Raw genomic sequence first — 24,941 nt, forward strand, 5'->3', positions numbered from 1 at the left:
GAAAAAGCCCCTGGTACCGATGGTGCCAGGGGCTTTTTCGTGGGCTGTGGATAACTTACATCTGCGATTGCAGGTAGTTTTCCAGGCCGATGGCCTTGATCAGGCCCTGCTGCTTCTCCAGCCAGTAGGTGTGATCTTCTTCGGTATCGGCCAATTGCGCGCGCAGGATGTCGCGGCTGATGTAATCCTTGTGCAACTCGCACAGCTCGATGCCTTTGCACAATGCAGCGCGGACCTTGTACTCAAGCTTGAGGTCGGCCTCGATCATTTCCGGCACGGTGCTGCCTACTTCCAGGTCATCCGCGCGCATGTCGGGGGTGCCTTCGAGCATCAGGATACGGCGCATCAGCGCGTCGGCGTGCTGAGTCTCTTCTTCCATCTCGTGGTTGATACGTTCGTAGAGCTTGGCCAGGCCCCAGTCTTCGTACATGCGCGAGTGAATGAAGTATTGGTCGCGTGCTGCCAGTTCGCCCTTCAGCAACATGACGAGGTAATTGATTACGTCCGGGTGACCTTGCATCGCCCTGCTTCTCCCTGTGGATACGTCTATAGGGAACATAGTGTGAACCAGGAATTGCTGGCGGTCACTGAAAACCGCGCAATTAGAAGCAAAAAATCGGTTAAACAGTAGTGATATTCATTGAAAAACCGCCCAAATGAGGGCGGTTCTTCTTATCACTTCGAGTCAGGCGAGATTCACACCCAAGGCCTTCGCGATCCCTTCTCCGTAGGCCGGGTCGGCCTTGAAGAAGTATTGCAATTGCCGCTGGATGACGTCTTCGCTGACGCCTGCCATGGTCCCTGCAATGTTGCTGATCAGCAGTGCCTGTTGTTCGTCACTCATCAGGCGGAACAGCGCACCGGCGTGGCTGTAGTAGTCGTTGTCCTCGCGGTGATCATAGCGATCCGCAGAACCGTTCAGGGCCAGCGCAGGTTCCGCGTGGCGTGGCGACTGCTTTGGCGCATCGCCATAGCTGTTGGGTTCATAGTTGGGCGCACTGCCGTAGCTGCCCACCGCCATCGAACCGTCCCGCTGGTAGCTGTTCACCGGGCAACGCGGCGCATTGACCGGCAGCTGCTGGTGGTTGGTACCCACGCGGTAGCGGTGCGCATCGGCATAGGCAAACACACGGCCTTGCAACATACGGTCGGGCGACAGGCCCACGCCCGGCACCATGTTGCTCGGCCCGAATGCAGCCTGCTCGACCTCTGCGAAATAGTTGAGCGGGTTACGGTTGAGTTCCAGCACGCCTACTTCGATCAGGGGGTAGTCTTTCTGCGACCAGGTTTTGGTGACATCGAACGGGTTTTCGTCGCGGCTCGCCGCCTCGGCCTCGCTCATTACCTGAATGCACACGGTCCAACGTGGGTAATCGCCGCGCTCGATGGCCTCGAACAGGTCACGCTGGGCGTAGTCCGGGTCAGTACCGGCCAGGCGTGCGGCATCGGCAGGCGCCAGGTTCTTGATGCCCTGCTGGGTCTTGAAGTGCCATTTGACCCAAGTACGCTCGCCAGCAGCGCTGATCAGGCTGTAGGTGTGGCTGCCGAAACCGTGCATGTGACGGTAGCCGTCCGGGATGCCACGATCAGAAAACAGGATGGTGACCTGGTGCAGCGCCTCGGGCGAATGCGACCAGAAGTCCCACATCATCTGTGCGCTCTTCAGGTTGGACTGCGGGTGGCGCTTCTGGGTGTGGATAAAGTCCGGGAACTTGAGCGGGTCACGGATAAAGAACACCGGGGTGTTGTTGCCCACGATGTCCCAGTTGCCTTCTTCTGTGTAGAACTTGACCGCAAAGCCGCGAGGGTCCCGTTCGGTATCAGCCGAACCGCGCTCGCCACCGACGGTAGAGAACCGCAGGAACGTTTCGGTTTGCTTGCCGATCTGTTCGAACAGCTTGGCACTGGTGTATTGAGTGATGTCGCGAGTAACGGTAAAGGTGCCATAGGCGCCTGAACCCTTGGCGTGAACGCGACGCTCGGGAATGTTCTCGCGATTGAAGTGGGCGAGCTTCTCGATCAGGTGGAAATCGTCGAGTAGCAGCGGGCCGCGTGGGCCGGCAGAGCGGGAATTCTGGTTGTCAGCTACTGGGGCACCGCTGGCGGTGGTGAGAATCTTGCTCATGGGCTCTCCTTATCGGTCTTGAACTGCCGGCTAAATCGGCTTGGACAGGAGTATTGACGAGCGGTCGTTTCAGAACAAATTCATTACATGAGTTGTATCAATAGAAATAAACAATACCTGCAGACACAAAAAACCGGGCACTAGGCCCGGTTTTCTGTAGCAGACAGAACGTCTTACTCGGCAGCTTCTACAGCACCACCGACTGGACGATCAACCAGCTCGACGTACGCCATAGGCGCGTTGTCGCCAGCGCGGAAACCGCACTTCAGGATGCGCAGGTAGCCGCCCTGACGGGTGGCGTAGCGCTTGCCCAGATCGTTGAACAGTTTGCCAACAGCGGTCTTCGAACGGGTACGGTCGAAGGCCAGACGACGGTTAGCAACGCTGTCTTCCTTGGCCAGGGTGATCAGCGGCTCGGCAACGCGGCGCAGTTCCTTGGCTTTCGGCAGGGTGGTTTTGATCAGCTCGTGCTCGATCAACGACACAGCCATGTTCTGGAACATAGCTTTGCGGTGAGAGCTGGTACGGCTCAGGTGACGTCCACTTTTACGATGACGCATGATTCATTCCTTACCAAACACTACGTTCGGTGATTACGACGATCAGGCGGTCGCCTTGTCGTCTTTCTTAAGACTTGCAGGCGGCCAGTTGTCGAGGCGCATGCCGAGAGACAGACCACGAGAGGCCAGGACGTCCTTGATTTCAGTCAGGGACTTCTTACCCAGGTTAGGAGTCTTCAACAGCTCTACTTCGGTACGCTGAATCAGGTCGCCGATGTAGTAGATGTTCTCCGCCTTGAGGCAGTTGGCCGAACGTACAGTCAGTTCCAGGTCGTCAACCGGACGCAGCAGGATCGGATCGATCTCGTCTTCCTGCTCGACTACGACAGGCTCACTGTCACCTTTGAGGTCGACGAACGCGGCCAGCTGCTGTTGCAGGATGGTCGCAGCGCGACGGATTGCCTCTTCAGGATCCAGGGTGCCGTTGGTTTCCAGATCAATGACCAGCTTGTCCAAGTTGGTACGCTGTTCAACACGGGCGTTTTCGACCACATAGGCGATACGACGCACAGGGCTGAACGAAGCGTCCAACTGCAGACGGCCAATGCTACGGCTTTCGTCTTCGTCGGTTTGACGGGAGTCAGCCGGCTCGTAACCGCGACCACGAGCTACAGTGAGCTTCATGTTCAGGGCGCCATTCGACGCCAGGTTCGCGATTACGTGATCGGGGTTGACGATCTCGACATCGTGATCCAGCTGAATATCGGCAGCGGTAACCACCCCCGAACCCTTTTTCGACAAGGTCAGCGTAACTTCGTCACGACCGTGCAGCTTGATAGCCAGGCCTTTCAGGTTCAACAGGATTTCAATTACGTCTTCCTGTACACCTTCGATCGCGGAGTACTCATGGAGTACGCCATCGATCTCGGCCTCGACTACTGCACAGCCAGGCATGGAGGACAACAGGATGCGGCGCAGCGCGTTGCCCAGGGTATGGCCGAAGCCACGCTCGAGAGGCTCGAGCGTGATCTTGGCGCGGGTCGGACTGACTACCTGCACATCAATGTGGCGGGGAGTCAGGAACTCATTTACCGAAATCTGCATGGATGCACCTATTTTCTAGCCCTTACTTGGAGTAGAGCTCGACAATCAGGTTTTCGTTGATGTCGGCAGACAGGTCGCCACGAGCAGGAACGTTCTTGAAAACGCCCGACTTCTTGGCAGTATCAACGTCTACCCACTCAACGCGGCCACGCTGGGCGCACAGTTCAAGGGCTTGAACAATGCGCAGCTGGCTCAGCGACTTCTCGCGAACCGCGACCACGTCACCCGGACGAACTTGGTAGGATGGAATGTTTACAGTCTTACCGTTGACGCTGATCGCTTTGTGCGAAACCAGCTGACGGGACTCGGAACGAGTCGAGCCGAAGCCCATACGGTAAACGACGTTATCCAGACGGCACTCGAGCAGTTGCAGCAGGTTCTCACCGGTTGCGCCTTTTTTCGAGGCAGCAGCTTGGTAGTAACCGCGGAACTGACGCTCCAGAACACCGTAGATACGACGGACTTTTTGTTTCTCGCGCAGCTGGGTACCGTAGTCGGACTGACGGCCACGGCGCTGGCCGTGGATACCTGGGGCTGCTTCGATGTTGCACTTCGATTCCAGAGCGCGAACGCCGCTCTTCAGGAACAGGTCAGTGCCTTCACGACGAGACAGTTTGCATTTTGGACCAATGTAACGTGCCATTCTTCTGTCTCCTGATTACACGCGGCGCTTCTTCGGCGGACGGCACCCGTTATGCGGGATTGGCGTCACGTCGGTGATGCTGGCGATCTTGTACCCGCAGCTGTTCAATGCACGAACGGCGGACTCACGACCTGGACCTGGACCCTTGACGTTAACGTCGAGGTTTTTCAGACCGTATTCCAGCGCAGCTTGACCAGCACGCTCAGCAGCGATCTGTGCTGCGAACGGGGTGGATTTGCGCGAACCACGGAAACCCGAACCACCGGAGGTCGCCCAGGACAAAGCATTGCCCTGACGGTCGGTGATGGTCACGATGGTGTTGTTGAAAGAAGCGTGGATGTGGGCGATGCCATCAACCACTGTCTTTTTGACTTTCTTACGAGGACGAGCAGCAGGTTTTGCCATGTCTATATTCCTGGGCGATTACTTGCGGATCGGCTTACGCGGGCCCTTACGGGTGCGTGCGTTGGTCTTGGTGCGCTGACCGCGAACCGGCAGACCTTTACGATGACGCAGGCCGCGGTAGCAACCCAGGTCCATCAAGCGCTTGATCTTCATGTTGATGTCACGACGCAGGTCACCTTCGGTGGTGAACTTCGCAACTTCGCCACGCAGGGTTTCGATTTGCTCGTCGCTCAGATCCTTGATCTTTGCGGCTGGATTTACGCCAGCGTCTGCACAGATCTTCTGTGCAGTTGTGCGACCGACACCATAGATGTAGGTCAGCGAGATAACAGTATGCTTGTTATCTGGAATGTTGACGCCTGCAATACGGGCCATTCAGTGGGACTCCAATTGACAGCTACCTACGCCCCGGAAGCCAAGAAATAGGGCGCGAGATAATATCGCTGTAGAAACGAATAATCAACCCAGCAGCACACTAGCTGCTGGGTTTGAAACGCAGATCACACTCAGCCTTGGCGCTGTTTGTGACGCGGTTCCGCGCTGCAGATCACTCGTACGACGCCTTCGCGACGGATGATCTTGCAGTTACGGCACAGCTTTTTCACCGATGCACGAACTTTCATTACCGACTCCTCGAACCTTAGGGGCGTATCAGCGCAGCAGACCGCTGCCACCGTAGCCTTTCAGGTTGGCTTTCTTCATCAGGGATTCGTACTGGTGCGAAACGAGGTGCGATTGTACTTGGGACATGAAGTCCATCACAACCACTACCACAATCAGCAACGAGGTCCCGCCAAGGTAGAACGGCACATTTGCTGCCACCACCAGGAACTGGGGCAGAAGGCATACGGCCATCATGTATAGAGCACCGAACATGGTCAAACGGGTCAGAACGCCATCAATGTAGCGCGCCGACTGCTCACCAGGACGGATACCCGGAATAAAGGCACCGGACTTCTTCAGGTTTTCCGCTACGTCTTTCGGGTTGAACATCAACGCTGTGTAGAAGAAGCAGAAGAAAATGATCCCTGCACTAAACAGCAGAATGTTCAACGGCTGACCAGGAGCGATCGACTGCGAGATGTCCTGCAGCCAGCCCATACCTTCGGACTGACCGAACCAGGCACCCAACGAAGCCGGGAACAGCAGAATGCTGCTCGCGAAAATGGCCGGGATAACCCCCGCCATGTTCACTTTCAGCGGCAAGTGGCTGGTCTGCGCAGCGAAGACCTTGCGGCCCTGCTGACGCTTGGCGTAGTGAACGGCGATACGACGCTGACCACGCTCAATGAACACCACGAAACCGATAATCGCTACTGCCAGCAAACCGATAGCGACCAGGGCGAAAATGTTGATATCGCCTGTGCGCGCAGACTCGAAAGACTGCCCGATTGCTCTCGGAAGACCGGCAACGATACCTGCGAAGATCAACATCGAGATACCGTTGCCCACACCGCGCTCGGTGATCTGCTCGCCCAGCCACATCATGAACATCGCGCCTGCCACAAAGGTGGAGACGGCGACGACATGGAAGCCGAGGCCTGCAGAAAACGCCACGCCCTGGTTGGCCAGGCCAATGGACATGCCAATGGCTTGGACCAGCGCCAGGATAACGGTGCCGTAGCGGGTGTACTGGCTGATCTTGCGACGGCCAGCTTCACCTTCCTTCTTCAACTGCTCCAGTTGCGGGCTGACCGCTGTCATCAGCTGCATGATGATCGATGCCGAGATGTACGGCATGATCCCCAGTGCAAAGATGCTCATGCGTTCGAGCGCGCCACCGGAAAACATGTTGAACAAGCTAAGAATGGTCCCCTCATTCTGCCGAAACAGATCCGCCAGACGGTCCGGATTGATGCCGGGAACCGGGATATGCGCACCTATCCGATAGACGATGATCGCCATGAACAGAAAGCGCAGACGAGCCCAGAGTTCCGACATCCCGCCCTTACCGAGCGAAGAGAGAGCACCTTGCTTAGCCATTTATTCCTCGAATTTGCCGCCAGCTGCTTCGATAGCCGCACGCGCACCCTTGGTGGCTGCGATGCCCTTGATGGTGACTGCGCGAGTAACTTCGCCAGACAGCATGATTTTCACACGCTGAATGTGCTGGTTGATCACGTTGGCATCCTTCAGGGATTGCACGGAGATCACGTCGCCTTCCACTTTAGCCAGCTCGGACAGACGCACTTCTGCGCGGTCCATGGCCTTCAGGGAAACGAAGCCGAATTTCGGCAGGCGACGGTGCAGCGGCTGTTGACCGCCTTCGAAGCCCGGAGCGATCGAACCACCCGAACGGGAAGTCTGACCTTTGTGGCCACGGCCGCCGGTCTTACCCAGACCGCTACCGATACCACGACCCGGACGATGCTTTTCGCGACGGGAACCCGGCGCTGGACTCAGATCATTGAGTTTCATCGATTAACCCTCGACGCGCAGCATGTAGTAAGCCTTGTTGATCATCCCGCGATTCTCGGGAGTATCCTGGACTTCTACAGTGTGACCGATGCGACGCAGACCCAGACCTTTAACGCACAGTTTGTGGTTAGGAATACGGCCCGAGACGCTCTTGATCAGCGTTACTTTTACGGTTGCCATGATCAGAAGATCTCCTCAACGCTCTTGCCGCGCTTGGCAGCAATGGACTCAGGAGATTGCATGGCTTTCAGACCCTTGAAGGTGGCGTAAACCACGTTCACTGGGTTGGTCGAACCGTAGCACTTGGCCAGGACGTTCTGAACACCAGCAACTTCCAGGACAGCACGCATAGCGCCGCCGGCGATGATACCGGTACCTTCCGAGGCAGGCTGCATGTAAACCTTCGAGGCGCCGTGGGCAGCCTTGGTGGCGTACTGCAGGGTGGTGCCCTTCAGGTCAACCTGGATCATGTTGCGACGAGCAGCTTCCATGGCTTTCTGGATCGCGGCAGGTACTTCGCGCGATTTGCCACGGCCGAAGCCGACACGACCCTTACCATCACCAACCACGGTCAACGCGGTGAAGGTGAAGATACGGCCGCCTTTAACGGTTTTAGCTACGCGGTTAACTTGAACCAGCTTCTCGATGTAGCCTTCGTCGCGCTTTTGATCGTTATTTGCCATAACTTAGAACTCCAGCCCGCCTTCACGAGCAGCATCAGCCAGCGCTTTGACGCGGCCATGGTACTTGAAGCCGGAACGGTCAAAGGCAACTTGAGATACACCGGCGGCTTTCGCACGCTCAGCTACCAGCTTGCCAACCTTAGTGGCCGCGTCGATGTTGCCGGTGGCGCCATCACGCAGGTCTTTGTCCAAGGTCGAGGCGCTTGCCAGAACCTTGCTGCCGTCGGCCGAAATGACCTGGGCGTAGATGTGCTGCGAGGAGCGGAACACGCACAGGCGCACGACTTCGAGTTCGTGCATCTTGAGACGTGCTTTGCGAGCGCGACGCAGTCGAGTAACTTTTTTGTCGGTCATTTGCTAGGCCCTACTTCTTCTTGGCTTCTTTACGACGGACTACTTCGTCCGCGTAACGCACACCTTTACCTTTGTAAGGCTCTGGCGGACGGAAGTCGCGGATTTCAGCGGCCACCTGACCTACCAGCTGCTTGTCGATACCCTTGATCAGGATGTCGGTTTGGCTGGGAGTTTCAGCAGTGATGCCGGCTGGCAGTTCGTAGTCCACTGGATGCGAGAAGCCCAGAGCCAGGTTCAGGACGGTGCCTTTGGCCTGTGCCTTGTAACCAACACCGACCAGCTGGAGCTTGCGCTCGAAGCCTTGGCTTACGCCTTGGACCATGTTGTTGACCAGAGCACGGGTAGTACCGGCCATGGCGCGAGCTTGCTGATCACCGTTGCGGGCGACGAAACGCAGTTCGCCGGACTCTTCGGTAACTTCAACAGACGAGTGAACGTTCAGTTCGAGAGTGCCTTTGGCACCCTTCACCGAAAGCTGTTGGCCGGCGAATTTGACTTCGACACCAGCTGGCAGCTTAACGGGGTTCTTAGCGACGCGAGACATGCCTATCTCCCCTTAGAACACTGTGCACAGAACTTCGCCGCCGACACCGGCAGCGCGCGCAGCGCGGTCAGTCATCACACCTTTGTTGGTGGAGACGATAGACACGCCCAGGCCGCCACGAACTTTCGGCAGGTCTGTGACGGACTTGTACTGGCGCAGGCCAGGACGGCTGGAACGCTTCAGTTCCTCGATGACCGGACGGCCTTCGAAGTACTTGAGTTCGATCGACAGGGACGGCTTGGCTTCACCAGTAACCTGGTAGCCAGCGATGTAACCTTCGTCTTTCAGAACTTTGGCAACCGCGACCTTCAGCGTGGAGGAAGGCATGCTTACGACGGACTTTTCAGCCATCTGGGCATTACGGATGCGAGTTAGCATGTCCGCTAACGGGTCCTGCATACTCATGGGCTAGATGCTCCTGATACAAGAATTATTAGCCTTGCGGCTATCACAACCACCAAAGCAGGCAGGGAAAAAAACCCAGGCTCGGGTGAGCCGGTCATTCTAGACACAAGGTAGAAACGAAACAAGCCCCATATAGGGGCTTGTTTGTTGGCGAGGTCACCGGCGGTCGGAAGATTGCTCCCCTTCCACCGGGATCACACCGGCAGCGATTACCAGGAGGCCTTGACCAGACCTGGTACGTCGCCACGCATTGCCGCTTGACGCAGCATGTTACGGCCCAGGCCGAACTTACGGTATACACCGTGAGGACGACCGGTCAGGCGGCAACGGTTGCGCAGACGCGCAGCGCTGGCATCACGTGGCTGCTTCTGCAGAGCGACAACGGCAGCGAAACGCTCTTCAGGAGAGGCGTTCACGTTGACGATGGTCGCTTTCAGCTCAGCACGCTTTTTGGCGAACTTGGCGACCGTGAGCTGACGCTTCAGCTCGCGGTTTTTCATGCTCTTCTTGGCCATTTTCCTACTCCAATCAGTTGCGGAACGGGAATTTGAATGCACGCAGCAGAGCGCGGCCTTCGTCATCCGAACGAGCAGTGGTGGTCAGGGTGATGTCCAAACCGCGCAGAGCATCGATCTTGTCGTAATCGATTTCCGGGAAGATGATCTGCTCTTTCACGCCCATGCTGTAGTTGCCACGACCATCGAAGGACTTGGCATTCAGGCCGCGGAAGTCGCGGACCCGAGGCAGGGAGATCGCCAGCAGGCGGTCCAGGAACTCGTACATTTTTTCGCGACGCAGGGTCACCTTGACGCCGATCGGCCATCCTTCACGGACTTTGAAGCCCGCGATGGATTTACGAGCGAAAGTCACAACCGGCTTTTGACCGGTGATCTTTTCCAGGTCAGCAACAGCGTGCTCGATGACTTTCTTGTCGCCGATCGCTTCGCCCAGACCCATGTTCAGGGTGATCTTGGTAACGCGCGGAACTTCCATCACGTTCGACAGCTTAAGTTCTTCCTTAAGCTTAGGAGCGATTTCGTTCCGGTAAATCTCTTTCAGTCGTGCCATGGTCTTCTACCTAGCAGTGTTCAAGCATCAACCGCTTTTTGGGTCGACTTGAAGACACGAATTTTCTTACCGTCTTCTACTTTGAAACCAACGCGGTCAGCCTTGTTGGTTTCGCCGTTGAAAATGGCAACGTTGGAAGCGTGCAGAGGCGCTTCTTTTTCGACGATACCGCCCTGAACGCCCGCCATCGGGTTAGGCTTGGTATGACGCTTGACCAGGTTCACACCACCGATGACCAGACGGTCGTCAGCGAGAACCTTCAGCACCTTACCGCGCTTACCTTTGTCTTTGCCGGCGATCACGATGATCTCGTCGTCACGACGAATCTTTTGCATGTCGGATCTCCTTACAGCACTTCAGGGGCGAGCGAGACGATCTTCATGAACTTCTCAGTACGAAGTTCACGGGTCACTGGCCCGAAGATGCGAGTGCCGATCGGCTCTTGCTTGGTGTTCAGCAGAACAGCAGCGTTGCCGTCGAAACGAATGATGGAACCGTCAGCGCGACGTACACCGTGACGGGTACGGACGACAACAGCAGTCATCACCTGGCCTTTTTTGACCTTACCGCGCGGAATTGCTTCCTTGACGGTTACTTTGATGATGTCACCGATGCCGGCGTAACGGCGGTGCGAACCGCCGAGCACCTTGATGCACATGACGCGACGAGCGCCGCTGTTATCGGCCACATCGAGCATGGATTGAGTCTGAATCATAAAATTTCTCCGACCCCTAGCCCTTAGACTTCAACAGCGCGTTCGAGGACTTCAACCAGTGCCCAGGACTTGGTCTTGGCCAGCGGACGGGTTTCACGGATGGAAACCTTGTCGCCGATTTTGCACTGGTTGGATTCGTCGTGCGCGTGCAGCTTAGTCGAACGCTTAACGTATTTACCGTAGATCGGGTGCTTTACGCGACGCTCGATCAGAACGGTGATGGTCTTGTCCATTTTGTCGCTGACGACACGGCCAGTCAGCGTACGGACGGTTTTTTCAGCTTCAGCCATGATCACTTACCTGCCTGCTGGTTAAGCACAGTTTTCACGCGAGCGATGTCACGCTTAACTTGCGAGAGCAGGTGCGACTGCCCCAACTGGCCAGTTGCTTTCTGCATACGCAGATTGAACTGGTCGCGCAGCAAGCCGAGCAGTTGCTCATTCAGTTGCTGTGCAGATTTTTCACGAAGTTCATTCGCTTTCATCACATCACCGTCCGCTTAACAAAGGAGGTGGCGAGAGGCAGCTTTGCAGCAGCCAGGGCGAAAGCTTCGCGCGCCAGCTCTTCAGAAACACCCTCGATCTCGTACAGGACTTTGCCTGGCTGGATCTGGGCAACCCAGTATTCCACGGAGCCCTTACCTTTACCCATACGAACCTCGAGAGGTTTCTTGGAGATCGGCTTGTCCGGGAAGACACGGATCCAGATCTTGCCGCCACGTTTTACGTGACGAGTCAGAGCACGACGCGCCGACTCGATCTGGCGGGCGGTGAGTCGACCGCGAGCAACAGCTTTCAGGGCGAATTCGCCGAAGCTGACTTTGCTACCGCGCAGTGCCAGACCACGGTTGTGGCCAGTCATCTGCTTGCGGAATTTTGTACGCTTTGGTTGCAACATTTGGCGTACCCCTTACTTAGCAGCTTTTTTACGAGGCGCTGGTGCTTGTGGTTTCAGTTCTTCTTGGCGACCACCAATAACTTCGCCTTTGAAGATCCAAACCTTCACACCGATCACACCATAAGTGGTGTGAGCTTCGTAGGTGTTGTAGTCGATATCGGCACGCAGGGTGTGCAGGGGCACACGACCTTCGCGATACCACTCGGTACGAGCAATCTCAGCACCGCCGAGACGACCGCTCACCTGGATCTTGATGCCCTTGGCACCAATACGCATGGCGTTCTGTACGGCGCGCTTCATGGCGCGACGGAACATTACGCGGCGTTCCAGCTGCTGAGCTACGCTCTGCGCAACCAGCATGGCGTCGAGTTCCGGCTTGCGGATCTCTTCGATGTTGATGTGCACAGGCACACCCATCTGCTTGGTCAGGTCCTGACGCAGCTTCTCGACATCTTCACCTTTCTTACCGATAACGATACCGGGACGAGCGGTGTGGATGGTGATGCGTGCAGTTTGAGCCGGACGATGAATATCGATACGGCTTACGGACGCGCTTTTTAGTTTGTCTTGGAGGTACTCACGCGTTTTCAGATCCTTCAACAGGTAATCTGCGTAAGTAGCACCGTCTGCGTACCAGACGGAGGTGTGCTCCTTGACGATTCCCAGGCGAATGCCAGTGGGATGTACTTTCTGACCCATCTGATCGACTCCGTTACTTGTCCGCAACCTTGACAGTGATATGGCAAGACCGCTTGACGATGCGATCAGCACGGCCTTTGGCACGTGGCATGATGCGCTTCAGCGAACGCCCTTCGTTGACGAAGACGGTGGAGACCTTCAGGTCATCAACGTCTGCGCCTTCGTTGTGTTCGGCGTTGGCAACGGCCGACTCGAGGACTTTCTTCATGATTTCAGCGGCTTTTTTGCTGCTGAAGGCCAACAGGTTGAGCGCTTCGCCCACCTTCTTCCCGCGGATCTGGTCGGCGACCAAGCGGGCTTTCTGGGCGGAGATGCGAGCGCCCGACAACTTAGCGGCTACTTCCATTTCCTTACCCCTTAACGCTTGGCTTTCTTGTCAGCCACGTGCCCGCGATAGGTGCGGGTACCGGCGAACTCGCCCAGTTTGTGGCCGACCATGTCTTCGTTCACGAGAACTGGGACATGCTGGCGACCGTTGTGAACCGCGATGGTCAGACCGACCATTTGTGGCAGGATCATCGAGCGACGCGACCAGGTTTTAACTGGTTTGCGATCGTTCTTCTCCACCGCCACTTCGACCTTCTTCAACAGGTGAAGATCGATAAAAGGACCTTTTTTCAGAGAACGTGGCACTGTCGTATCCCTCTAGTTACTTGCGACGACGGACGATCATGTTGTCGGTACGCTTATTACCGCGGGTTTTAGCACCCTTGGTTGGGAAGCCCCATGGCGATACCGGATGACGACCACCGGAGGTACGACCTTCACCACCACCATGCGGGTGGTCAACCGGGTTCATGGCAACACCACGAACGGTTGGGCGAACGCCGCGCCAGCGTTTGGCACCCGCTTTACCCAGCGAGCGCAGGCTGTGCTCGGAGTTCGAGACTTCGCCCAGGGTCGCACGGCACTCAGCCAGTACTTTACGCATCTCACCGGAGCGCAGACGCAGAGTCACGTAGACGCCGTCACGAGCGATCAGCTGAGCCGAAGCACCAGCGGAACGAGCGATCTGAGCACCTTTACCCGGCTTCAGTTCGACGCCGTGAATGGTGCTACCTACTGGGATGTTGCGCAGCTGCAGGGAGTTACCGGCCTTGATTGGGGCCAGAGCACCTGCGATCAGCTGGTCGCCAGCGCTCACGCCTTTAGGGGCGATGATGTAGCGACGCTCACCGTCTGCGTAGCACAGCAGGGCGATGTGAGCAGTACGGTTTGGATCGTATTCGATACGCTCGACAGTGGCTGGGATGCCATCTTTGTCGTTGCGACGGAAGTCGACCAGACGGTAATGCTGCTTATGACCACCACCAACGTGACGAGTGGTAATGCGGCCATTGTTGTTACGACCACCAGACTTCGATTTCTTCTCGAGCAGCGGTGCGTGAGGAGCGCCTTTGTGCAGCTCCTGGTTGACCACCTTGACCACGAAACGGCGGCCAGGGGAAGTCGGTTTGCATTTAACGATTGCCATGATGCACCCCTTCCTTACTCAGCACTGCTGCTGAAATCGAGATCTTGGCCTGGCTGAAGGGAGACGATCGCCTTCTTCCAGTCATTACGCTTGCCCAGACCACGTGCGGTACGCTTGGTTTTACCCAGAACGTTAACGGTCGACACGTTTTCAACTTTTACGTTGAACAGGCCTTCGACAGCTTTCTTGATTTCCAGCTTGGTTGCATCAGTAGCAACCTTGAATACGAACTGGCCTTTTTTCTCAGCCAGAACGGTAGCCTTCTCGGAAACGTGCGGGCCAAGGAGGACTTTGAATACGCGTTCCTGGTTCATCCCAGCAGCTCCTCGAATTTCTTCACGGCCGAGACAGTGATCAACACTTTCTCGTATGCGATCAGACTGACCGGGTCGGAACCTTGAACGTCACGTACATCGACGTGCGGCAGGTTACGAGCAGCCAGGTACAGGTTCTGATCAACTGCGTCCGAAACGATCAGAACGTCGGTCAGACCCATGCCGTTCAGCTTGTTCAGCAGATCTTTGGTTTTCGGTGCTTCAACAGCGAAGTCCTGAACCACGACCAGACGGTCGCTACGCACCAGCTCAGCGAGGATGGAGCGCAGGGCTGCGCGGTACATCTTCTTGTTGAGCTTCTGCGAGTGATCTTGAGGACGAGCTGCGAAGGTTACACCACCGCCACGCCAGATCGGACCACGAGTGGTACCAGCACGAGCACGGCCAGTACCCTTCTGACGCCATGGGCGCTTACCGCCACCAGCCACGTCGGAACGGGTCTTTTGCTGCTTGGTGCCCTGACGGCCGCCGGCCATGTAGGCCACGACTGCTTGGTGTACCAGCGTCTCGTTGAATTCGCCACCGAAAGTCAGTTCGGAAACTTCGATCGCCTGAGCGTCATTTACATTAAGTTGCATGTCAGTTTCCCCTTAACCGCGAGCCTTGACAGCCGGACGTACAACCACGTCGCCGCCAGTAGCGCCAGGAACGGCACCCTTGACGAGCAGCAGGTTGCGCTCAGCGTCTACGCGAACTACTTCCAGGGACTGAACAGTCACGCGCTCGGCGCCCATGTGACCGGACATTTTCTTGCCCTTGAACACACGACCAGGAGTCTGGCACTGGCCGATGGAGCCTGGGACACGGTGCGACACGGAGTTACCGTGGGTGTTGTCCTGGCCACGGAAGTTCCAGCGCTTGATGGTACCGGCGAAGCCTTTACCTTTGGACTGACCAGTAACGTCTACCAGCTGGCCTGCAGTGAAGAGTTCAGCTTTGATCGAGTCGCCAGCCTGGAACTCGCCTTCTTCAAGACGGAACTCCCAGACACCGCGACCAGCGGCAACGTTGGCCTTGGCGAAGTGACCTGCCTGAGCGGCAGTCACACGCGAAGCACGACGCTCGCCGACAGTGACTTGCACTGCACGGTAGCCATCGGTTTCTTCGGTTTTGAACTGGGTGACACGATTCGGCTCGATCTCAATGACCGTGACCGGAATGGAGACACCTTCTTCGGTGAAAATGCGGGTCATACCGCACTTGCGACCGACTACACCAATAGTCATGTTGTAACCTCATGAGTGTACGGGGCTTTCACCCGCTATGGCCGCCCATTTCAGAGCGTTACACGGTTAAGACCGAAGTCTTAGCCGAGGCTGATCTGCACTTCCACACCTGCCGCCAGATCAAGCTTCATCAGCGCGTCAACGGTTTTATCCGTTGGCTGGACGATGTCCAGAACACGCTTATGAGTGCGGATCTCGTACTGGTCACGCGCGTCTTTGTTGACGTGCGGGGAAACCAGAACGGTGAAACGCTCTTTGCGGGTAGGCAGTGGAATTGGACCACGCACTTGTGCACCAGTACGTTTCGCGGTTTCCACGATTTCCTGGGTGGATTGGTCGATCAGGCGATGGTCGAAAGCCTTCAACCTGATACGGATTTGCTGATTTTGCATTGGATTTCAGACTCCAGGCTGTTCCCAACGGACGCACTACGCCCGCTAAAAGGAGGCGTGATTCTATAGACGCCCCAATTTAGTGTCAACCCAATAAAAAAAACCCCCGCTGAGCGGGGGTTTTTTCAATCGGTCGAGTGATTACTCGATGATTTTGGCTACGACGCCGGCGCCGACGGTACGACCGCCTTCACGGATAGCGAAGCGCAGACCGTCTTCCATTGCGATGGTCTTGATCAGGGTAACAGTCATCTGAATGTTGTCACCTGGCATTACCATTTCAACGCCTTCCGGCAGTTCGCAGTTACCGGTCACGTCAGTGGTACGGAAGTAGAACTGAGGACGGTAGCCTTTGAAGAACGGAGTGTGACGGCCGCCTTCTTCCTTCGACAGAACGTAGACTTCTGCGGTGAACTTGGTGTGCGGCTTGACCGAACCTGGCTTGACCAGAACCTGGCCACGCTCAACGTCGTCACGCTTGGTACCACGCAGCAGAACGCCGCAGTTCTCGCCAGCACGGCCTTCGTCCAGCAGCTTGCGGAACATCTCAACACCGGTGCAGGTGGTGGTGGTGGTGTCACGCAGACCAACGATTTCCAGGGCGTCTTGAACGCGGACGATACCACGCTCGATACGGCCGGTAACAACGGTACCACGACCCGAAATCGAGAACACGTCTTCGATCGGCATCAGGAACGGCTGGTCGATGGCACGAACTGGCTCAGGAATGTAGCTGTCCAGAGTCTCTACCAGCTTCTTGACAGCGGTAGTGCCCATTTCGTTGTCGTCTTTGCCTTCCAGGGCCATACGAGCGGAACCGATGATGATCGGAGTGTCGTCGCCTGGGAAGTCGTAGGTGGACAGCAGGTCGCGAACTTCCATCTCGACCAGTTCCAGCAGCTCAGCGTCGTCTACCAGGTCAGCCTTGTTCAGGAAGACCACGATGTACGGAACGCCTACCTGACGGGACAGCAGGATGTGCTCACGGGTTTGTGGCATCGGACCATCGGCGGCCGAGCAAACCAGGATCGCGCCGTCCATCTGGGCAGCACCGGTGATCATGTTCTTCACGTAGTCAGCGTGACCTGGGCAGTCAACGTGAGCGTAGTGACGAATGGTCGAGTTGTACTCAACGTGAGCGGTGTTGATGGTGATACCGCGCGCTTTTTCTTCCGGAGCCGAGTCGATCTTGTCGAACTCAACGATTGCCGAACCGAAAACTTCGGAGCAAACGCGAGTCAGAGCTGCGGTCAGAGTGGTCTTACCGTGGTCAACGTGGCCGATAGTGCCGACGTTAACGTGGGGAAGGGAACGATCAAATTTTTCTTTAGCCACGACAGTGAACCTCTTGCCTAAAGGGGATTAGCCTTGTTTTTTAACGAGTGCTTCGACGATGTTCGACGGAGCTTCGGCGTATTTGGAGAATTCCATGGAGTAGCTTGCGCGACCCTGAGACATGGAACGAACGTCGGTCGCATAACCGAACATCTCTCCGAGCGGTACTTCAGCACGGACGACGCGGCCGGAGACCGACTCATCCATACCCTGGACCAGACCACGACGACGGTTCAGGTCACCCATCACGTCACCCAGGTAGTCTTCCGGGGTTACAACTTCGACCTTCATGATCGGCTCGAGGACCACGCCACCGCCCTTCTGGGCCAGTTGCTTGGTTGCCATCGAAGCAGCGATTTTGAACGCCATTTCGTTGGAGTCGACGTCGTGGTACGAACCGTCGAATACCGCGGCCTTCAGGCCGATCAGAGGATAGCCGGCAACAACGCCGTTCTTCATCTGCTCTTCGATACCCTTCTGGATCGGTGCGATGAATTCCTTAGGAATCACGCCACCAACGACTTCGTTGGAGAACACCAGACCTTCGGTGATGTTGCCTTTCTCGTCCTGATCTGGCTCCGAGAAGCGGATCCAGCAGTGACCGAACTGACCACGACCACCCGACTGACGAACGAACTTGCCTTCGATCTCGACGTTGGACTTGGTGATCTTCTCGCGGTACGAAACCTGAGGCTTACCGATGTTGGCTTCGACGTTGAACTCGCGCTTCATGCGGTCAACGAGGATGTCCAGGTGCAGCTCACCCATGCCCGAGATGATGGTCTGGCCAGTCTCTTCGTCGGTCTTGACGCGGAACGACGGGTCTTCCTGGGCCAGCTTGCCCAGAGCGATACCCATCTTCTCCTGGTCAGCCTTGGTTTTCGGCTCGACGGAGAGCGAAATAACCGGCTCAGGGAAGTCCATACGCTCAAGGATGATTGGCTTGTCGATGTCGCACAGGGTTTCGCCGGTGGTCACATCTTTCATGCCGATCAGCGCCGCGATGTCGCCAGCGAGCACTTCCTTGATCTCTTCACGCTGGTTGGCGTGCATCTGCACCATACGACCAACGCGTTCTTTCTTGCCCTTGACCGAGTTGATCACGGAGTCACCGGACTTCAGAACACCCGAGTAGACGCGAACGAAGGTCAGAGTACCTACGAACGGGTCGGTCGCGATCTTGAAGGCCAGAGCCGAGAACGGCTCGTTGTCGTCTGCGTGACGCTCGTCCTTGCGAACAGCCGGATCTTCTTTGTCCAGCTCCTTGTCATCCGGGTTGATACCCTGGATGGCAGGAATCTCGGTCGGAGCAGGCAGGTAGTCGATGACGGCGTCGAGAACCAGGGGAACGCCCTTGTTCTTGAACGACGAACCGCAGACGGCCGGTACGATTTCGCTGGCCAGGGTGCGAGCACGCAGACCGGCTTTGATCTCTTCGACGGTCAGCTCTTCGCCTTCCAGGTACTTGTTCATCAGCTCTTCGCTGGACTCGGCAGCCGCTTCAACCATGTTGGAGCGCCACTCTTGAGCCAGCTCCAGCATATCGGCAGGAATTTCTTCCTCGCGATAAGTGGTGCCTTTGTCGTCGTCGTTCCAGTAGATAGCCTTCATCTTGATCAGGTCAACCTGACCCTGGAAGTTATCTTCCGAACCGATGGCCAGCTGAACCGGAACCGGGGTGTGACCCAGACGGTTCTTGATCTGACCTACGACGCGCAGGAAGTTTGCACCGGCACGGTCCATCTTGTTCACGTAGACAACACGTGGAACGCCGTACTTGTTGGCTTGACGCCATACGGTTTCGGACTGAGGCTCAACGCCGGAGGTACCGCAGAACACAACGACCGCGCCGTCGAGTACACGCAGCGAACGCTCTACTTCAATGGTGAAGTCAACGTGGCCGGGGGTATCGATGACGTTTACACGGTAGTTGTCATACTGACCAACAGAACCTTTCCAGAAGGTGGTAACGGCAGCGGAGGTAATGGTGATACCCCGCTCCTGCTCCTGCACCATCCAGTCGGTGGTCGCGGCGCCGTCATGCACCTCGCCCATCTTGTGGCTCAGACCTGTGTAGAACAGGATCCGCTCGGTAGTGGTGGTCTTGCCCGCGTCAACGTGGGCACAGATACCAATGTTACGGTAGCGGTTAATAGCTGTAGTACGAGCCATAAAGCCCTCGCAAAATGATTGATGCTTGAATTAGAAGCGGTAGTGCGAGAACGCTTTGTTGGCTTCGGCCATACGGTGAACGTCTTCACGCTTCTTGACTGCAGCACCCTTGCCTTCGGCAGCATCCAGCAGTTCGCCAGCCAGGCGCAGAGCCATCGACTTCTCGCCGCGCTTGCGGGCGTAGTCTACGAGCCAGCGCATTGCCAGAGCATTACGACGGGATGGACGAACTTCAACCGGGACCTGGTAAGTGGCACCGCCGACACGGCGGGACTTTACTTCGACCAGCGGAGCGATGGCGTCGAGAGCTTTCTCGAAGATTTCCAGGGGGTCGCTGTTCTTGCGGGCTTTGACGGTATCCAGGGCACCGTAAACGATGCGCTCGGCTACAGCCTTCTTGCCGCTTTCCATCACGTGGTTCATGAACTTGGCGAGGATTTGGGATCCGTATTTAGGATCGTCCAGAATCTCACGTTTTGCTGCTACACGACGTCTTGGCATGATAAGCCCTCAAACGGTCTTCAGGTTAGCCCGGGACGTGGGTCTTCGACCCCTGCCCGACCTTACTCTTATCGACTCAAAAAAATGGATGTGTGCAAACGGCCGATTACTTCGGACGCTTGGTACCGTACTTCGAACGACCCTGGTTACGGCCTTTGACGCCCGAAGTATCCAGAGAGCCGCGAACGGTGTGGTAACGAACACCTGGCAAGTCTTTTACACGGCCGCCACGGATCAGGACGACGCTGTGCTCTTGCAGGTTGTGGCCTTCACCGCCGATGTACGAGGAAACCTCGAAACCGTTGGTCAGACGCACACGGCATACTTTACGCAGTGCCGAGTTAGGTTTTTTCGGCGTGGTGGTGTACACGCGGGTGCACACGCCACGACGTTGCGGGCAGTTCTGCAGCGCAGGAACGTCGGACTTCTCGACCGAACGCTTACGCGGCTGACGTACCAGCTGGTTGATAGTTGCCATCTACTAGCTCCACTGATTGTCTTGCGACTCTATTGTCTTGCAAGAAAGCCAAAAATTGGCGAGACGGAGCCTCACCAAATTTAAGGGTACAAAAGTCTACGGAGGATCTTGCACCCAGTCAAGACGAGGCCCCGGCCCTCCCCGCCCGGTCATCGGCAACAATTCATGTCATCGATGGCCGTTCGGGGCTTGCCGGGGCCCTGCCCTGTACTTAGTTACCGCTGGAATTCAGCGCTTCGGTCAGTGCGGCTTCCACCTCACTGGCGCTTACACGCAGCGGTTTGTCGGCATCACGGCGACGCTTGCGCTCGCTGTGGTAGGCCAGACCGGTACCGGCCGGGATCAGACGACCCACGACGACGTTTTCTTTCAGGCCGCGCAGGTAATCGCGCTTGCCGGTTACGGCCGCTTCGGTCAGTACGCGGGTGGTTTCCTGGAAGGAAGCCGCGGAGATGAACGACTCGGTCGACAGCGAGGCCTTGGTGATACCCAGCAGCACACGGGTGAACTTCGAGATGAACTTGTCTTCGCCGGCGAGACGCTCGTTCTCGACCAGTACGTGAGTCAGTTCCATCTGGTCGCCCTTGATGAAGCTGGAATCGCCCGACTCGGAGATCTCGACCTTGCGCAGCATCTGACGCAGGATGGTCTCGATGTGCTTGTCGTTGATCTTAACGCCTTGCAGACGGTAAACGTCCTGGATCTCGTTGACGATGTACTTCGCCAGTGCGCTCACACCCAGCAGACGCAGGATGTCGTGCGGATCGCTCGGGCCATCGGAGATAACTTCGCCGCGGTTTACCTGTTCGCCTTCGAAGACGTTCAGGTGACGCCACTTCGGAATCAGCTCTTCGTACGGATCGCTACCGTCGGTCGGAGTAATGACCAGGCGACGCTTGCCTTTGGTTTCCTTACCGAATGCGATGGTGCCGCTGACTTCAGCCAGAATCGAGGCTTCTTTCGGACGGCGCGCTTCGAACAGGTCGGCAACGCGTGGCAGACCACCGGTGATGTCACGGGTCTTGGACGTTTCTTGCGGGATACGCGCGATAACGTCACCAACACCGATCTGTGCACCGTCAGCAACACCCACCAGGGCGTTTGCCGGCAGGAAGTACTGAGCCGGTACGTCGGTACCTGGCAGGTACAGGTCCTTGCCATTGGCGTCGACCATCTTGATTGCCGGACGGATTTCCTTGCCAGCGGCAGGGCGATCCTTGACGTCCAGAACTTCGATGTTGGTCAGGCCGGTCAGTTCGTCGGTCTGGCGCTTGATCGTGATGTTTTCTTCCATGCCCACGAAGGTCACGGTACCTTTCAGCTCGGTCACGATCGGGTGGGTGTGCGGGTCCCACTTGGCGACGATGGCGCCAGCTTCGACCTTGTCACCTTCCTTGACCGAAATCACAGCACCGTAAGGCAGCTTGTAACGCTCACGCTCACGACCGAACTCGTCGGCAATGGCTAGCTCGCCCGAACGCGATACCGCAACCAGGTTGCCGTCAGCACGCTCGACCTGCTTCAGGTTGTGCAGACGGACCATACCGCCGTTCTTCACCTGGACGCTGTCGGCAGCCGAAGTACGGCTTGCAGCACCACCGATGTGGAACGTACGCATGGTCAGCTGGGTACCCGGCTCACCGATCGACTGTGCAGCGATTACGCCGACAGCTTCACCGATGTTCACCTGGTGACCACGTGCCAGGTCACGACCGTAGCACTTGGCGCAGATACCGAAGCGGGTTTCGCAGTTGATCGGCGAACGCACGATCACTTCGTCGATGCTGTTCAGCTCGATGAACTCAACCCACTGCTCGTCTACCAGAGTACCAGCCGGAACGATGACGTCCTCGGTGCCTGGCTTGAACACGTCACGGGCGATGACACGGCCCAGTACACGCTCACCCAGCGGCTCTACAACGTCACCGCCTTCAATGTGCGGCGTCATCAGCAGGCCCTGGTCGGTGCCGCAGTCGATCTCGGTCACAACCAGGTCTTGCGCGACGTCCACCAGACGACGGGTCAGGTAACCGGAGTTAGCGGTCTTCAAGGCGGTATCCGCCAGACCCTTACGAGCACCGTGAGTCGAGATGAAGTACTGCAGTACGCTCAGACCTTCACGGAAGTTCGCGGTGATCGGCGTCTCGATGATCGAGCCGTCCGGCTTGGCCATCAGGCCACGCATACCTGCCAGCTGACGGATCTGGGCTGCGGAACCCCGCGCGCCGGAGTCAGCCATCATGTACATCGAGTTGAAGGACTCTTGCTCGACTTCTTTGCCTTCGCGGTCGATGACCTTCTCTTTCGAGAGGTTGGCCATCATCGCCTTGGACACTTCGTCGTTCGCCTTCGACCACAAGTCGATGACCTTGTTGTACTTCTCGCCCTGGGTTACCAGGCCGGAGGCGTACTGGCTCTCGATTTCCTTCACTTCATCGGTAGCGCTGTTGATGATGCGCGCTTTCTCATCCGGGATGACAAAGTCGTTCACACCAATGGACACGCCAGAGATGGTGGAGTAAGCGAAACCGGTGTACATCAGCTGGTCGGCGAAGATAACGGTCTCTTTCAGACCAACCACGCGGTAGCACTGGTTGATCAGCTTGGAGATCGCCTTTTTCTTCATCGGCTGGTTGACGACATCGTACGGCAGGCCTGCCGGTACAACCTGGAACAGCAGCGCACGGCCGACAGTGGTGTCGACGATACGGGTGTTCTTGGTGCTGGTGCCATCACGGTCGTTCACGGTCTCGTTGATACGGACCTTGATTTTCGCGTGCAGGGCAGCTTCGCCGGCGCGGAATACGCGGTCGACTTCCTGCAGGTCGGCGAATACGCGACCTTCGCCCTTGGCGTTGATGGCTTCACGGGTCATGTAGTACAGACCCAGTACAACGTCCTGCGACGGAACGATGATTGGCTCACCGTTGGCTGGCGACAGAATGTTGTTGGTCGACATCATCAGCGCGCGCGCTTCCAGCTGAGCTTCCAGGGTCAGCGGCACGTGAACGGCCATCTGGTCACCGTCGAAGTCGGCGTTGTACGCGGCACAGACCAGCGGGTGCAGCTGGATGGCCTTACCTTCGATGAGCACAGGCTCGAACGCCTGGATACCCAGACGGTGAAGGGTCGGTGCACGGTTGAGCAGTACGGGGTGTTCGCGAATCACTTCGGCGAGAACGTCCCACACCTCTGGCAGCTCGCGCTCGACCATCTTCTTGGCAGCTTTGATGGTGGTCGCCAGACCACGCATTTCCAGCTTGCCGAAAATGAACGGCTTGAACAGCTCGAGGGCCATCTTCTTCGGCAGACCGCACTGGTGCAGACGCAGGGTCGGGCCTACGGTAATTACCGAACGACCGGAGTAGTCAACACGCTTACCGAGCAAGTTCTGACGGAAGCGACCTTGCTTACCTTTGATCATGTCGGCCAGGGACTTCAGCGGACGCTTGTTCGAGCCAGTGATGGCGCGACCGCGACGGCCGTTGTCCAGCAGGGCGTCGACCGCTTCCTGCAGCATGCGCTTTTCGTTGCGCACGATGATGTCCGGCGCGGACAGATCGAGCAGGCGCTTCAGACGGTTGTTACGGTTGATCACCCGACGATACAGGTCGTTCAGGTCGGAGGTCGCGAAGCGGCCGCCATCCAGCGGTACCAGCGGACGCAGGTCCGGCGGCAGTACTGGCAGGACGGTCAGGACCATCCACTCAGGCAGGTTGCCCGAGCCCTGGAAAGCTTCCATCAGCTTCAGGCGCTTGGACAGCTTCTTGATCTTGGTTTCCGAGTTGGTCTGCGGAATTTCTTCGCGCAGGCGGCCGATCTCGTGCTCCAGGTCGATAGCGTGCAGCAGCTCGCGAACAGCCTCGGCACCCATGCGGGCGTCGAAGTCGTCACCGAACTCTTCCAGCGCTTCGAAATACTGCTCGTCGTTCAGCAGCTGACCCTTCTCGAGGGTGGTCATGCCCGGGTCGATAACGACGTAGCTCTCGAAGTAGAGCACGCGCTCGATATCACGCAGGGTCATGTCCATCAGCAGGCCGATACGGGACGGCAGCGACTTCAGGAACCAGATGTGGGCAACCGGCGAGGCCAGTTCGATGTGCGCCATGCGCTCACGACGAACCTTGGCCAGGGCAACTTCAACGCCGCACTTCTCGCAGATCACGCCGCGGTGCTTGAGGCGCTTGTACTTGCCGCACAGGCACTCGTAGTCCTTGACTGGGCCAAAGATCTTGGCGCAGAACAGGCCGTCACGCTCAGGCTTGAACGTACGGTAGTTGATGGTTTCCGGCTTCTTAACTTCACCGAACGACCACGAACGGATCATTTCAGGCGACGCCAGACCGATGCGGATGGCGTCGAACTCTTCGACTTGACCCTGGTTTTTCAGCAAATTCAGTAGGTCTTTCAAGGCCTTTCCTCCTGGCGGAGCAGGAAGCGGGCTATACCAGCCCCGCCCCCCTTCGCG

35 protein-coding genes are annotated in these 24,941 nt (G+C 57.1%); all 35 read right to left on the bottom strand.

Annotation, left to right across the window (positions count from 1 at the left end):
- Window positions 1–55: 55 nt before the first annotated feature.
- Window positions 56–520: a bacterioferritin gene (bfr, locus tag ABEH27_RS16830; protein ID WP_346614687.1), complete on the bottom strand. Its 465-nt coding sequence runs from the start codon at window positions 518–520 to the stop codon at window positions 56–58.
- Window positions 521–685: 165 nt separating this feature from the next.
- Window positions 686–2,125: a catalase gene (locus ABEH27_RS16835; protein WP_346614688.1), complete on the bottom strand. Its 1,440-nt coding sequence runs from the start codon at window positions 2,123–2,125 to the stop codon at window positions 686–688.
- Window positions 2,126–2,298: 173 nt separating this feature from the next.
- A complete protein-coding gene (gene rplQ, locus ABEH27_RS16840; RefSeq protein WP_060478900.1) occupies window positions 2,299–2,685 on the bottom strand; it encodes a 50S ribosomal protein L17 in 387 nt (128 codons plus the stop codon).
- A 42-nt stretch (window positions 2,686–2,727) separates the two neighbouring features.
- Entirely contained in the window at window positions 2,728–3,729 is a 1,002-nt protein-coding gene (rpoA, locus tag ABEH27_RS16845) for a DNA-directed RNA polymerase subunit alpha (RefSeq protein ID WP_003255452.1), read from the bottom strand.
- A 22-nt stretch (window positions 3,730–3,751) separates the two neighbouring features.
- The gene (gene rpsD, locus ABEH27_RS16850) at window positions 3,752–4,372 is read right to left on the bottom strand and encodes a 30S ribosomal protein S4 (RefSeq protein WP_079226347.1); all 621 of its coding nucleotides are present in this window, start codon (window positions 4,370–4,372) and stop codon (window positions 3,752–3,754) included.
- Window positions 4,373–4,387: 15 nt separating this feature from the next.
- Window positions 4,388–4,777: a 30S ribosomal protein S11 gene (gene rpsK / locus ABEH27_RS16855; RefSeq protein WP_003255454.1), complete on the bottom strand. Its 390-nt coding sequence runs from the start codon at window positions 4,775–4,777 to the stop codon at window positions 4,388–4,390.
- A gap of 18 nt (window positions 4,778–4,795) precedes the next feature.
- A complete protein-coding gene (rpsM, locus tag ABEH27_RS16860) occupies window positions 4,796–5,152 on the bottom strand; it encodes a 30S ribosomal protein S13 (RefSeq protein ID WP_003255457.1) in 357 nt (118 codons plus the stop codon).
- 131 nt (window positions 5,153–5,283) lie between these two features.
- Window positions 5,284–5,400 carry a 50S ribosomal protein L36 gene (gene rpmJ / locus ABEH27_RS16865; protein WP_002555468.1) on the bottom strand — a complete coding sequence of 39 codons (117 nt, stop codon included), beginning with the start codon at window positions 5,398–5,400 and terminating at the stop codon, window positions 5,284–5,286.
- A 28-nt stretch (window positions 5,401–5,428) separates the two neighbouring features.
- Entirely contained in the window at window positions 5,429–6,760 is a 1,332-nt protein-coding gene (gene secY, locus ABEH27_RS16870; RefSeq protein WP_003255459.1) for a preprotein translocase subunit SecY, read from the bottom strand.
- The gene (gene rplO, locus ABEH27_RS16875; RefSeq protein ID WP_003255461.1) at window positions 6,761–7,195 is read right to left on the bottom strand and encodes a 50S ribosomal protein L15; all 435 of its coding nucleotides are present in this window, start codon (window positions 7,193–7,195) and stop codon (window positions 6,761–6,763) included.
- A gap of 3 nt (window positions 7,196–7,198) precedes the next feature.
- Window positions 7,199–7,375 (bottom strand): 50S ribosomal protein L30, encoded by a 177-nt coding sequence (gene rpmD / locus ABEH27_RS16880; RefSeq protein ID WP_008089798.1) that lies wholly within the window; start codon window positions 7,373–7,375, stop codon window positions 7,199–7,201.
- A 2-nt stretch (window positions 7,376–7,377) separates the two neighbouring features.
- Window positions 7,378–7,878 carry a 30S ribosomal protein S5 gene (rpsE, locus tag ABEH27_RS16885; RefSeq protein WP_003255465.1) on the bottom strand — a complete coding sequence of 167 codons (501 nt, stop codon included), beginning with the start codon at window positions 7,876–7,878 and terminating at the stop codon, window positions 7,378–7,380.
- 3 nt (window positions 7,879–7,881) lie between these two features.
- Window positions 7,882–8,232, bottom strand: coding sequence for a 50S ribosomal protein L18 (rplR, locus tag ABEH27_RS16890; protein ID WP_008089801.1), 351 nt, complete (start codon window positions 8,230–8,232; stop codon window positions 7,882–7,884).
- A 10-nt stretch (window positions 8,233–8,242) separates the two neighbouring features.
- Complete coding sequence (rplF, locus tag ABEH27_RS16895) at window positions 8,243–8,776, bottom strand: 50S ribosomal protein L6 (protein ID WP_009681972.1); 534 nt, start codon at window positions 8,774–8,776, stop codon at window positions 8,243–8,245.
- Between the two features lie 12 nt (window positions 8,777–8,788).
- The gene (rpsH, locus tag ABEH27_RS16900) at window positions 8,789–9,181 is read right to left on the bottom strand and encodes a 30S ribosomal protein S8 (RefSeq protein WP_008089805.1); all 393 of its coding nucleotides are present in this window, start codon (window positions 9,179–9,181) and stop codon (window positions 8,789–8,791) included.
- 209 nt (window positions 9,182–9,390) lie between these two features.
- Window positions 9,391–9,696, bottom strand: a complete 306-nt coding sequence (rpsN, locus tag ABEH27_RS16905) for a 30S ribosomal protein S14 (RefSeq protein WP_008089807.1) — start codon at window positions 9,694–9,696, stop codon at window positions 9,391–9,393.
- A 13-nt stretch (window positions 9,697–9,709) separates the two neighbouring features.
- Window positions 9,710–10,249, bottom strand: a complete 540-nt coding sequence (gene rplE / locus ABEH27_RS16910) for a 50S ribosomal protein L5 (protein ID WP_012316517.1) — start codon at window positions 10,247–10,249, stop codon at window positions 9,710–9,712.
- 20 nt (window positions 10,250–10,269) lie between these two features.
- Window positions 10,270–10,584, bottom strand: a complete 315-nt coding sequence (gene rplX / locus ABEH27_RS16915) for a 50S ribosomal protein L24 (RefSeq protein WP_003255476.1) — start codon at window positions 10,582–10,584, stop codon at window positions 10,270–10,272.
- An 11-nt stretch (window positions 10,585–10,595) separates the two neighbouring features.
- Entirely contained in the window at window positions 10,596–10,964 is a 369-nt protein-coding gene (rplN, locus tag ABEH27_RS16920; protein ID WP_008089810.1) for a 50S ribosomal protein L14, read from the bottom strand.
- A gap of 23 nt (window positions 10,965–10,987) precedes the next feature.
- Entirely contained in the window at window positions 10,988–11,254 is a 267-nt protein-coding gene (gene rpsQ, locus ABEH27_RS16925; protein WP_008089812.1) for a 30S ribosomal protein S17, read from the bottom strand.
- A 2-nt stretch (window positions 11,255–11,256) separates the two neighbouring features.
- Window positions 11,257–11,448: a 50S ribosomal protein L29 gene (gene rpmC / locus ABEH27_RS16930; RefSeq protein WP_002555481.1), complete on the bottom strand. Its 192-nt coding sequence runs from the start codon at window positions 11,446–11,448 to the stop codon at window positions 11,257–11,259.
- Window positions 11,448–11,861: a 50S ribosomal protein L16 gene (gene rplP / locus ABEH27_RS16935; RefSeq protein WP_003255479.1), complete on the bottom strand. Its 414-nt coding sequence runs from the start codon at window positions 11,859–11,861 to the stop codon at window positions 11,448–11,450. Before rplP ends, rpmC begins: the two co-directional genes overlap by 1 nt.
- Before the next feature lie 12 nt (window positions 11,862–11,873).
- A complete protein-coding gene (gene rpsC, locus ABEH27_RS16940) occupies window positions 11,874–12,560 on the bottom strand; it encodes a 30S ribosomal protein S3 (protein ID WP_003255481.1) in 687 nt (228 codons plus the stop codon).
- A gap of 13 nt (window positions 12,561–12,573) precedes the next feature.
- Window positions 12,574–12,906, bottom strand: a complete 333-nt coding sequence (gene rplV / locus ABEH27_RS16945) for a 50S ribosomal protein L22 (protein ID WP_003103908.1) — start codon at window positions 12,904–12,906, stop codon at window positions 12,574–12,576.
- Between the two features lie 11 nt (window positions 12,907–12,917).
- Window positions 12,918–13,193 carry a 30S ribosomal protein S19 gene (gene rpsS, locus ABEH27_RS16950; RefSeq protein WP_003255482.1) on the bottom strand — a complete coding sequence of 92 codons (276 nt, stop codon included), beginning with the start codon at window positions 13,191–13,193 and terminating at the stop codon, window positions 12,918–12,920.
- Window positions 13,194–13,209: 16 nt separating this feature from the next.
- Entirely contained in the window at window positions 13,210–14,034 is an 825-nt protein-coding gene (gene rplB / locus ABEH27_RS16955; protein ID WP_346614689.1) for a 50S ribosomal protein L2, read from the bottom strand.
- A gap of 14 nt (window positions 14,035–14,048) precedes the next feature.
- Window positions 14,049–14,348 carry a 50S ribosomal protein L23 gene (gene rplW, locus ABEH27_RS16960; RefSeq protein WP_003255484.1) on the bottom strand — a complete coding sequence of 100 codons (300 nt, stop codon included), beginning with the start codon at window positions 14,346–14,348 and terminating at the stop codon, window positions 14,049–14,051.
- Window positions 14,345–14,947 carry a 50S ribosomal protein L4 gene (rplD, locus tag ABEH27_RS16965; RefSeq protein WP_086974835.1) on the bottom strand — a complete coding sequence of 201 codons (603 nt, stop codon included), beginning with the start codon at window positions 14,945–14,947 and terminating at the stop codon, window positions 14,345–14,347. Before rplD ends, rplW begins: the two co-directional genes overlap by 4 nt.
- Window positions 14,948–14,959: 12 nt before the next feature.
- Window positions 14,960–15,595 (bottom strand): 50S ribosomal protein L3, encoded by a 636-nt coding sequence (gene rplC / locus ABEH27_RS16970; RefSeq protein WP_012316519.1) that lies wholly within the window; start codon window positions 15,593–15,595, stop codon window positions 14,960–14,962.
- An 80-nt stretch (window positions 15,596–15,675) separates the two neighbouring features.
- Complete coding sequence (rpsJ, locus tag ABEH27_RS16975) at window positions 15,676–15,987, bottom strand: 30S ribosomal protein S10 (protein WP_003186070.1); 312 nt, start codon at window positions 15,985–15,987, stop codon at window positions 15,676–15,678.
- A 141-nt stretch (window positions 15,988–16,128) separates the two neighbouring features.
- Window positions 16,129–17,322: an elongation factor Tu gene (tuf, locus tag ABEH27_RS16980; RefSeq protein WP_046857347.1), complete on the bottom strand. Its 1,194-nt coding sequence runs from the start codon at window positions 17,320–17,322 to the stop codon at window positions 16,129–16,131.
- A 27-nt stretch (window positions 17,323–17,349) separates the two neighbouring features.
- Window positions 17,350–19,494, bottom strand: coding sequence for an elongation factor G (fusA, locus tag ABEH27_RS16985; protein ID WP_346614690.1), 2,145 nt, complete (start codon window positions 19,492–19,494; stop codon window positions 17,350–17,352).
- 30 nt (window positions 19,495–19,524) lie between these two features.
- Window positions 19,525–19,995 (bottom strand): 30S ribosomal protein S7, encoded by a 471-nt coding sequence (rpsG, locus tag ABEH27_RS16990; RefSeq protein WP_003246741.1) that lies wholly within the window; start codon window positions 19,993–19,995, stop codon window positions 19,525–19,527.
- 106 nt (window positions 19,996–20,101) lie between these two features.
- Window positions 20,102–20,473, bottom strand: coding sequence for a 30S ribosomal protein S12 (gene rpsL / locus ABEH27_RS16995; RefSeq protein ID WP_003255492.1), 372 nt, complete (start codon window positions 20,471–20,473; stop codon window positions 20,102–20,104).
- A 211-nt stretch (window positions 20,474–20,684) separates the two neighbouring features.
- Window positions 20,685–24,884: a DNA-directed RNA polymerase subunit beta' gene (rpoC, locus tag ABEH27_RS17000; RefSeq protein ID WP_346614691.1), complete on the bottom strand. Its 4,200-nt coding sequence runs from the start codon at window positions 24,882–24,884 to the stop codon at window positions 20,685–20,687.
- Window positions 24,885–24,941: the final 57 nt, after the last annotated feature.

The sequence above is a fragment of the Pseudomonas sp. P39-UII1 genome, from assembly GCF_039672635.1.
Lineage (GTDB): Bacteria > Pseudomonadota > Gammaproteobacteria > Pseudomonadales > Pseudomonadaceae > Aquipseudomonas.